Here is a 6733-nt window from a genome sequence, read left to right on the forward strand (position 1 = left end):
CCGGAATGGTGAAGGGGCCGATCGCGGCGGGGGTGAGGTCGATGACTTTTTTGCCGTCGCGCTGCAGCAGCGCGTTGTTGTGCACATGCGCGCCGGCCGAGGTGGCATCGAAAACGACTTGAATGTCCTTGTAGTTTGGCAGTTTTAACAGACCCTCGATGCCCTCGTGCGTGACCGGCACGTTAAGGCGCGCGGCGCGGGCCAAACCATCTGACTTCGCATCGATGCCAACCATCGCGCCCATCTCAAGGTTTTTCGAGGTCCGCATGATCTTGATCATCAGGTCGGTGCCGATATTGCCCGAGCCGATGATGGCGCATTTGATTTTTTTAGACATTAACGAGCATCCTCATAAGTGAAAGATACAGAACCCAGACCGCCGATCGAGGCTTTCACCACATCGCCGGGCTTGATGATTACCATCGGCCCGAGCGCGCCGGTCAGCACCACGTCGCCCGCGCGCAGCGGCTCGCCGCGTTCAGCCAGGGTGCGGGCCAGCCAGGTTGCGGCGTTGAGCGGGTGGCCGAGGCAGGCAACGCCCGCGCCGAGCGAGGTCACTTCACCATTCACCTCCAGCGCCATGCCGCAGGTCCAGAGATCGAGGCCGGACAATGGCTTTGGCGTGCTGCCCAGCACATAAAAAGCGGACGAGCCGTTATCGGCCACCGTGTCGGCGAAGGTGATCTTCCAGTCAGCGATGCGGCTGTCGACAATTTCGATCGCCGCGACCACCTCCGCCACCGCCGCGGCTACCTCTTCGCGGCTGACATCGGCGCTTGGCAGATCCGCCGAAAGAATAAACGCAACCTCGGCTTCGGCTTTTGGCTGGATAACCTTGGAGGCTTGCAAAATCCCGCCATCCTTGATGCACATATCCTCGAACAGCACACCGAAATCCGGCTGACCGACGCCAAGCTGCGCCTGCACGGCCTTAGCCGTGAGCCCCACCTTGCGGCCCACGATCCGGCGCCCCTGGCCCACCCAATGCGCGGTGTTGAGCGCCTGCACCGCATAGGCGCCGGCAACATCCGTGGGGTCCAGCCCGTCACGCAGGGGGGGCACAGCGCCGGTGTCGTATGCAGCGCGCAAGCGGGCCGCGATGTCTGAATGGGTCGGTTTCATTGCTGGTATTTCCTTGTTTCTCCCCGGAACGTTAGGGAAAACGGCGAAAACTAGCAATTTACTTTGACCAAATAATCCCATATTATGGGATTATGAAACAGGCTGCCAAACCACGGCCATCTGGCAATGCATCGCTCGAAAAAGGGTTGGACTTATTCAACCGCATCGCGCGAGACCGGGGCCAGACCCCGCTGGCGGCGTTGGCCGCGGAGATGGGGTTGCCGCGTTCCACGCTGTACCGGTTAACAAACGCCCTTGAGGGCGCTGGCATGATCGCCAGGCTGGAGCGTCACCACTATGAAGTTGGCCTGCCGCTTGCCGAGGCACTGCGGGGCATGACGCCCGAAAGCCAACTCGCCCGGCTTTCCCGCCCGGCGCTGCGGCGGCTTGCGAGCACCTGCGGGGCAACGGCGCATCTGGGCGTGATGGAAAATGACATGGTGACATATCTCGTGAAGGAGAGCGCCGGTTCAGTTCCCGCGGAGCCCTCCTTCAGCCGCGAAAATACGCAGCTCGAAGCCTATTGCTCAGGCATTGGCAAGGTGCTGCTGGCGTGGCTGCCCGAGGAGGAGCGTGCACGGTATTTGGCGGGCGGGCCATTTGTTGCGCTAACGCAGAGAACCATCACCGATCCGGTTGTGCTGCAAGAAACCCTGCAAACGGTTAAAGCTGAACAATTCGCGCGCGATGACGGCGAAATCGCCGATGATCTGTATTGCCTCGCCGTGCCGCTTTGGACCGGCGACCAGCGCGTTGCGGCTGCGATTTCATTATCGTTCGCGCGGCGCGCGGAACAACGGCGCGAGGATGAAGGCCATCTGGCCATGCTGCGCGCCTGCGCTGCCAGACTCAGCATCGGCGGCGACGGGTTTTTCTCATAGCGCATAAATATTTCCTCTTGCGTATATTTTGCCTTGCGGGAGCCAGAACGCTCGCCTAAGCTTGACGCGCGTTGCTCCTGAGGAACAACGCTTTTGAAATCAGCCTGTGCAGGGGGTTAGATGGCAGGTCCGTCGGGGATTATTGCGGCGGGGGCTCCCGGTTTTATCACAACCAGATCGCAGGCGCTGGCGGCTGATACCGAGCGTTATGTGTTGCAGGGCGGCGGCACGGTTGTGCTGGCGCTGGCGGCGGGTGAGTCGGTTGAGCTGCAGCTGAAGGACGGCGGGCAAAGCGTAGAATTGGCCGCCTTGGCCACCGATGGGCGCGATGCGCTGGCAGCGCTGGGGCTGACGGCAAATGTTCAGCCATTTGGGATTGAGCAAGCACTGTCCGGCCAGAGTGAGGATGCGCAGCGTGTGCGGGCTGGGCTGGCGCGGCGGGGGTTGACGATTGCCAATGCGCGCGCCGCGCTGATTTTCGGCGACGATGCCCCGGCGGGGAGCCGCGAACAGTTTACCGCGACGCAGGCGATTACGCTGATCATGGGTGCGCCGGCGCGGCAAATGCTGGTGTGGGAGCAGACGCCAGCATCAGATGTTACGGTGTTGGTACGCCGGAATCAATTGCGCCAGCCTGGGGTTTTCCGTGCGCCGGAACCATTGGCGCAACCGCGGCTTGACCTCACCATTGATATCGCCAGCGCCATTTCCTTCGAAGTTCATGAGGGGGAATATATTCAGATCCTCGATGTCGCGGGGCGGCAATGCTCGGATTTTCTTGGCTTCCGCCGCCGTGCGCTGGATCGCGGCCTGCTGCGCGGGCTGGATGCGACGACTACCAGAACCATGACAGGGCAGGCCTACCCGAAACCTGGACTGTACGCGAAGTTTTTCGACGAGGACCGCACCGCATTGGTGGAAGTTGTGCATGATACCGTCGGGCGGCACGACACTTTCAACCTCGCCTGCACACCGCGCTATTATGAGGACATGGGATATTTCGGCCATGCCAATTGCTCCGAAAATCTCAATGCCGCCCTGGAGCCTTACGGTATTGCCTCACACCGGGGCTGGCCCGCCATCAATTTTTTCTTCAACACCAATGTCGACGCGCACAACGCGATCTGGTTCGATGAACCCTGGTCGCGCCCTGGCGATTATGTGTTGTTGCGCGCGCTGGATGAACTGGTCTGTGGCGCCTCGGCCTGCCCTTGCGACATCGACGCGGCCAATGGCTGGCTGCTCACGCCTATTCAAGTCCGGGTTTATGCCGCGGACGCTTTCTTCAAACGCTCGATCGGGTATCGCATGACTCCAGATTCTCCGCCGCAATCAACACGCGAAACCGGCTTCCATCCACGAACTTGCGCACTCACACGCAGCTTCGCCGAATACCGCAATTTCTGGCTGCCCACCTCCTACGCCGGGCATGGCGCCATGGCTGAGTATTGGGCCTGCCGGGAAAAAGCCGCCATCATGGATATCAGCCCGTTGCGCAAGATGGAAATTATTGGCCCGGATGCCGAGGTTTTCCTGCAGAAAGTGATGCCGCGCGACATTCGCAAGCTAGCACCCGGCCAGGTGGTTTATACGCCCATTTGTTATGAGCACGGCGGCATGGTGGATGACGGCACACTCTTCCGGCTGGGCCAGGATAATTTCCGCTGGATCGGCGGCGATGATGCAAGCCTGCTGTGGTTACGCGAGAAGGCCGCGCAATCGGGGCTGCATGTATATCTGCGCGCGGCGACCGAACAGATCCATAACGTGGCGCTGCAAGGGCCTGCATCACGCGATATTCTGCGGGAGATCATCTGGACCGCGCCGGGGCAGACGAGCCTTGCCGAACTTGGCTGGTTCCGCTTCACCATCGGGCGCATCGGCGGGTATGACGGCATTCCGGTGATGATCAGCCGCACCGGCTACACCGGCGAACTGGGCTTTGAGATTTTTTGTCACCCAGACCACGCGCCAGCCGCGTGGGACGCGATAACCACCGCCGGCGCCCCGCATGGGCTGACGCCGCTGGGGCTGGATGCGCTGGATATGTTGCGCATTGAATGCGGGTTGATTTTTGGTGGCTATGAATTCGACAGCACGACTGATCCCTTTGAGGCGGGGATTGGCTTTGCGGTGCCGGCGCGCAAGGAGGATGACTATATCGGCAAGGATGCATTGGCAAAACGCCGCGCGCATCCGGTGCGTACCCTGGTGGGGCTGGCGGTTGCGGGCAACGAGACACCCGCACATGGCGACCCGGTGTTCATCGGCCGCGCCGAGGTCGGGCGCATTACCAGCGCCACGCGATCGCCGTTTCTGAAGCAAACCATCGCGTTGGCGCGCGTGGATATCACCGCGTCAGCCCTGGAAACCGCGTTGGAGATCGGCCGGCTTGATGGGCAGCAAAAGCGCCTGGCGGCGAAGGTTTGCCGGTTTCCGTTTTATGATCCGGAAAAAACCCGCGTACGCGGCTGATGCCTTATCAGGAGACCGGATTGTCACGGGTTATGGTGATACCAACTGCGGCAACATCTTCATAAACATCGAGTTTTTCGACGGTGATGACAGCACGGCGGACCCGCGGATCAGCGAGGCAGAGGGTGGAAATGGCCTCACCCAGGGTTTCGACGAGGTGGTTGTGGCCGCCATTTACCAGCGCCCTGATCGCCTGGATGATCTGGTCGTAGCAAACGACATTGCGCAAATCGTCATCCAGCGGGCCAGGAGATTCCAGCACCGCGAGGTCGAGATTAATTCGAACCCGCTGGCTGCGCCGTTTTTCGTGATCGAACACGCCGATACTTGCCAAGAGCACAAAATCTCTGACCAGAACATGCCGTAACGGCAAAGCGGTGACGGTCTCCATCCGGGTTTTTGAGAGGGCCAGTGCCGGCTGTATCATCTCATCGCTCCTCTGCGGATCAGGCGCACCGTTCACTAAGCCATTACGGGTTAAAGATGCTCATAGTATTTGGCTTTTCGCCTAAAATCAACCTACAGGAAACATTCATTCTTTTTACGACAAATTGCGAGCGTTAGCTCAGAATTTCTATAAAAATCATTCCTGCAGTTTAAATATCTTGCCCGTCAGTTACTTTCCGCATAAAGTTTTTGCGTTGCTGCAGGGTTGCCCGATTCAGCATTCGGCGCCAGTCGGGAGGATGTCCACACGGTGAGCGTAACGAGTAACACGGCGCATTTATAGGGCCTGAAGAGGAACTCTAAGTGCTGCTGAACCATATACCTCCAGACAAAGACGCAAAGGGAATATAATGACACTGCGTATTGCGATTATTGGTGCGGGTCCAAGTGGGCTGGCCCAGCTGCGGGCTTTTGAATCGGCCCGCGGCAAAGGAGCGGAAATCCCTGAAATTGTCTGCTTCGAAAAGCAGGAAGATTGGGGCGGCATCTGGAACTACACATGGCGCACGGGGCTTGATGAATACGGTGAACCGATTCATGGCTCGATGTATCGTTACCTCTGGTCGAACGGCCCCAAGGAAGCGCTGGAATTTGCCGATTATACCTTTGAGGAGCATTTTGGTTTCCCGATCTCCTCCTATCCTCCGCGTGCGGTCCTGCGTGATTACATTGTCGGGCGCGTCTCGAAAGGCGATATCCGAAAGTATATCCGCTTCCGCTCACCCGTCAGCAATCTTGTATATTCCGGCGAAACCAAAAAATTTACCGTTACAGTTCGCGATCTTGTTAATGACTCACATTACGCCGAGGTTTTCGACTATGTCGTTGTCGCCTCGGGGCATTTCTCAACACCGAATGTACCCTATTTTCCAGGGCTGGAAAAATTCCCCGGCCGCGTGCTGCACTCGCACGACTTCCGCGATGCGGCCGAATTTGCCGGCAAGAGCGTTCTCTGCGTCGGCAGCAGTTATTCAGCCGAGGATATCGGCACGCAATGCTATAAATATGGCGCGCGCAAAATCACCTTCAGCTATCGCACCAAACCAATGGGCTTTGCCTTCCCCGATGCCTTCCAGGAAGTGCCACTGCTATTGAAGGTTGATGGCCATACCGCTCACTTTAAAGATGGCAGCTCAGCGGAAGTGGACGCAATCATCCTTTGCACAGGATACCAGCATCACTTCCCCTTCCTGCCGGATGATTTACGCCTGAAAACCAATAACCGGCTTTGGCCTCTTGGCATGTATAAAGGTGTGATCTGGGAGAAAAATCCAAAGCTGATTTATCTCGGCATGCAGGACCAGTATTATACGTTCAACATGTTCGACGCCCAGGCCTGGTTCGCCCGCGACGTAATCATGGGCCATATCACGTTGCCATCGCTTGAGGAAATGCAAGCCGATTCTGCCGCGTGGCGCGAAAAGGAAGAAGCCTCCACCGGTGCGTCCTACGATATCGATTTTCAGACCGCCTATGTCCGCGATTTGATCGACCGCACGGATTATCCAGACTTCAAACCGGAAGTTGTTGCCGAGCAGTTCAAGGAATGGAAGCACCACAAGGAAGAAGACGTGCTGACCTATCGCCAACACAGCTTCCCCTCCACAATCACCGGCACAATGGCACCGGCGCATCATACACCTTGGATGGAAGCACTAGACGATAGCCTGGAAGCATTCCTCGCCAACAAGTAAAAATTAACCTGACGGCGAAAGATTTGGCGGCATTTCAAAACAGAAATGCCCCCTGTTTTTCGTGGCGCGGATTTTGTATTTCAGCAGTCCAGTGTCGCGTGGCGTTCCCATTGG

At 58.2% G+C, this 6733-nt stretch carries 6 protein-coding genes; 3 read left to right on the plus strand and 3 right to left on the minus strand.

Annotation, left to right across the window (positions count from 1 at the left end):
* Together QQJ84_RS08860 and QQJ84_RS08865 are read right to left on the minus strand one after the other, a co-directional pair.
* Positions 1 to 337 (minus strand): Gfo/Idh/MocA family oxidoreductase (locus QQJ84_RS08860; RefSeq protein WP_284257789.1); only part of this gene is annotated, 337 nt, incomplete at its 3' end.
* Positions 337 to 1122: a 2-keto-4-pentenoate hydratase gene (locus QQJ84_RS08865; protein ID WP_284257790.1), complete on the minus strand. Its 786-nt coding sequence runs from the start codon at positions 1120 to 1122 to the stop codon at positions 337 to 339. The genes QQJ84_RS08865 and QQJ84_RS08860, both read right to left, overlap by 1 nt.
* 92 nt (positions 1123 to 1214) lie before the next feature.
* Between QQJ84_RS08865 and QQJ84_RS08870 the strand changes: the two genes are divergently transcribed.
* Together QQJ84_RS08870 and QQJ84_RS08875 are read left to right on the plus strand one after the other, a co-directional pair.
* Positions 1215 to 2003 carry an IclR family transcriptional regulator gene (locus QQJ84_RS08870; RefSeq protein WP_284257791.1) on the plus strand — a complete coding sequence of 263 codons (789 nt, stop codon included), beginning with the start codon at positions 1215 to 1217 and terminating at the stop codon, positions 2001 to 2003.
* A gap of 120 nt (positions 2004 to 2123) precedes the next feature.
* Positions 2124 to 4478 (plus strand): DUF1989 domain-containing protein, encoded by a 2355-nt coding sequence (locus QQJ84_RS08875; protein ID WP_284257792.1) that lies wholly within the window; start codon positions 2124 to 2126, stop codon positions 4476 to 4478.
* Between the two features lie 7 nt (positions 4479 to 4485).
* On the opposite strand, the gene folB is transcribed toward QQJ84_RS08875, so the two are convergent.
* A complete protein-coding gene (gene folB / locus QQJ84_RS08880) occupies positions 4486 to 4905 on the minus strand; it encodes a dihydroneopterin aldolase (protein WP_284257793.1) in 420 nt (139 codons plus the stop codon).
* Between the two features lie 370 nt (positions 4906 to 5275).
* Here folB and QQJ84_RS08885 point away from each other — a divergent pair, with 370 nt between their 5' ends.
* Positions 5276 to 6619, plus strand: a complete 1344-nt coding sequence (locus tag QQJ84_RS08885; RefSeq protein WP_284257794.1) for an NAD(P)-binding domain-containing protein — start codon at positions 5276 to 5278, stop codon at positions 6617 to 6619.
* Positions 6620 to 6733: the final 114 nt, after the last annotated feature.

Source organism: Acidocella aquatica, from assembly GCF_030160635.1.
Lineage (GTDB): Bacteria > Pseudomonadota > Alphaproteobacteria > Acetobacterales > Acetobacteraceae > Acidocella > Acidocella aquatica.